The organism is Micromonospora sp. 4G55, from assembly GCF_016803375.1.
The window spans coordinates 1-3,070 of sequence record NZ_JAEVHN010000706.1 but is presented as its reverse complement, the minus strand read 5'-3'; the positions used below and the strand labels follow the sequence as shown (position 1 = coordinate 3,070).

Below are 3,070 nucleotides of genomic sequence, written 5' to 3'. Positions count from 1 at the left end.
GGCCGCCGTGGCGGCGGTCGGTCGCGGCGGGGTCGCCGGGCGACGCCCGGACGCGCATGATGGAGCCTCCGACGCATCGACGCGGGAGGCCGGTCATGGACGCAGCCGAGGCGCTCGCCCTGCTCATGTCGCCGCAGGGGCGCATCGACCCGTACCCCACGTACGAGCGGCTGCGCCGGTACGGGCCGGTGGTCCAGGCCGGTCCGGTGTTCTACGTGGTCACCGGCTACGCCGAGGCTGACGAGATCCTGCGCGACTCCCGGTTCGGGGTGATGGACGACGCGCTGCGCGACCAGTTCCTCCCCGGCTGGCGGGACAGCCCGGCCGTCGCGTCGATCTCCCGGTCGATGCTGCGCACCAACCCGCCCGACCACAGCCGGATGCGGCGGCTCGCGGCCGGCGCCTTCACCCCGCGCCGGATCGCCGCCATGCGCGACGTGGTCGAGGCGCAGGCCGACGAGCTGGTCGACGCGATGCTGGAGCGGGCCCGCGACGGCGAGCCCGTCGACTTCCTGGCCGAGTTCGCGTACCCGCTGCCGGTGGGGGTGATCTGCGCGCTGCTCGGCGTGCCGGCGGCCGACCGGCCGCTGTTCCGGCGCTGGGCCGCCGACCTGACCGGCGTGCTGGAGCCGGAGATCACCACCGAGGAGCTGGCCGTCGCCGACCGGGGCGCCACCGAGCTGCGCGACTACTTCGCCGAGCTGGTGCGGGCCCGCCGCGCCGCGCCCGCCGACGACCTGACCACCGCCCTGGTCCAGGTGCACGACGCCGACGGTGACCGGCTCTCCGGTGAGGAGCTGCTGGCCAACCTGGTGGTGCTGCTGGTCGCCGGCTTCGAGACCACCACCAACCTGCTCGGCAACGGCCTCGTGGTGCTGCTGGACCACCCGCGCGCGGCCGACGCGCTGCGGGAGCATCCCGACTTCGCCCCCGGGTACGTCGACGAGCTGCTGCGCTACGACTCGCCGGTGCAGCTCACCACCCGGATCAACGCGGCGCCGGTGACCTGCGGCGGGGTCGAGCTGCCGGCGGGCAGTTGGGCGTTGCTGCTGCTCGGCGCGGCCAACCGGGACCCCCGGCGCTACCCGGAGCCGCAGCGGTTCGACCCGTGGCGCCCGCAGGTCCACCCGCTGTCGTTCGGGGCCGGCCCGCACTACTGCCTGGGCGCGGGCTCGCCCGGCTGGAGGCGCAGGTCGCCTTCCCGCTGCTGCTGCGCCGGCTGCCCGGCCTCGCCCTGGCCGGTCGGCCCCGGCACCGGACCCGGCTCACCCTGCGCGGCTACGAGACCCTGCCGGTGATCATCGACACGGAGTCGGCGGCGGCGCATCGCGGTACGCCGGCCGGGGCGGCCCCCGGCACTCCGTAGACTGGTACGGCATTCGTCCGTACAGCCGAAGGAGCCACACCGCGTGACCGTCCAGCCCATCCGTCTGTTCGGGGACCCGGTGCTGCGCACGCCGGCCGATCCGGTCGTCGATTTCGACACCGAGCTGCGTAGGCTCATCGCCGACCTCACCGACACGATGCGGGAGCAGAGCGGCGCCGGCCTGGCCGCGCCCCAGCTCGGTGTGGGCCTGCGGGTGTTCACCTTCGACGTGGACGACGTGCTCGGGCACCTGGTGAATCCGGTGCTGGAGTTCCCCGACTCCGAGGAGCAGGACGGCCCGGAGGGCTGCCTGTCCATCCCCGGGCTCTACTTCGACACCAAGCGCCGGCAGAACGTCATCGCCAAGGGCTTCAACGGCTACGGCGACCCGATGCAGATCGTCGGCACCGGGCTGATGGCCCGCTGCGTGCAGCACGAGACCGACCACCTCGACGGGGTGCTCTTCGTCGACCGGCTGGACCCGGCCGGGCGCAAGGAGGCCATGAAGGCCATCCGCCAGGCCGAGTGGTACGACCCGGCCGCCCCGCCCACGGTCAAGCTCAACCCGTACGCCGCCGGCAGCCCCTTCGGTCTGGGGCGGTGAGGCGGATGCGTCTGATCTTCGCCGGCACGCCGGCCGTCGCCGTCCCCGCCCTGGACGCTGTCGCCGCCTCCGGGCACGAGCTGCTGGCCGTGGTCACCCGCCCCGACGCCCCGGCCGGTCGCGGTCGCGGCCTGGTCCGCTCGCCGGTCGGCGCCTGGGCCGACGAGCACGGGATCGAGGTGCTGACCCCGGCGAAGCCCCGCGAGCCGGAGTTCCTCGACCGGCTGCGCGAGCTGGCGCCGGACTGCGTGCCCGTGGTCGCGTACGGCGCGCTGGTGCCGCCGGTGGCCCTGGAGGTCCCCCGGCACGGCTGGATCAACCTGCACTTCTCGCTGCTGCCCGCCTGGCGCGGCGCGGCCCCGGTGCAGCAGGCCGTGCTGCACGGCGACGAGCTGACCGGCGCGAGCGTCTTCCAGCTCGAACAGGGCCTGGACACCGGCCCGGTCTACGGCACGCTCACCGACGAGATCCGGCCGACCGACACCTCCGGCGACCTGCTGGAGCGCCTGGCGCACTCCGGCGCGGGCCTGCTGGTGGCCGTCCTCGACGCGATCGAGGCCGGGACGGCCCGGGCCGAGCCGCAGCCGGCCGACGGGGTGTCTCTGGCCCCGAAGCTGACCGTGGAGGATGCCCGGGTGCGCTGGACCGATCCCGCCTTCGCCGTCGACCGGCGGATCCGGGCCTGCACGCCGGCCCCCGGGCCGTGGACGACCTTCCGGGGCGACCGGGTCAAGCTCGGCCCGGTGACCCCGGTCGGCAACGGCCCCGAGTTGAAGCCGGGAGAGCTGCTGGTGGAGAAGTCCCGGGTGCTGGCCGGCACCGCGACCGTGCCGGTGCAGCTCGGTGAGGTGCGCGCGGCGGGCAAGAAGGCCATGCCGGCGACCGACTGGGCGCGCGGCGTCCGGGTCGGCGCCGGCGAGGTGCTCGCGTGAGCACCCCCTCGGACCGTCCCGACAGCTCCCGTTCCGACCGCCCTCGCGACGACCGGTCCGCCGGCCGGGCCGACGGCTCCCGCGGTGACCGGTTCGACCGGTCCGCGCCCCGGCGCTCCGACGCGCCGCGCGGCGACCGTCCGACCGGCGGCGGTTACCGAGGCGACC

Annotated in this window: 2 protein-coding genes and 1 pseudogene; all 3 read left to right on the top strand. The window is 75.4% G+C overall.

Annotation, left to right across the window (positions count from 1 at the left end):
- Positions 1–95: 95 nt before the first annotated feature.
- The 3 genes and pseudogenes from JNW89_RS32730 to fmt all read left to right on the top strand — a co-directional run bounded on the left by JNW89_RS32730 (position 96) and on the right by fmt (position 2,902).
- Positions 96–1,366: pseudogene (locus JNW89_RS32730) on the top strand (cytochrome P450).
- Between the two features lie 43 nt (positions 1,367–1,409).
- Positions 1,410–1,970 (top strand): peptide deformylase, encoded by a 561-nt coding sequence (gene def, locus JNW89_RS32725; RefSeq protein WP_238451992.1) that lies wholly within the window; start codon positions 1,410–1,412, stop codon positions 1,968–1,970.
- A 5-nt stretch (positions 1,971–1,975) separates the two neighbouring features.
- Complete coding sequence (fmt, locus tag JNW89_RS32720) at positions 1,976–2,902, top strand: methionyl-tRNA formyltransferase (RefSeq protein WP_238451991.1); 927 nt, start codon at positions 1,976–1,978, stop codon at positions 2,900–2,902.
- Positions 2,903–3,070 lie beyond the last annotated feature (168 nt).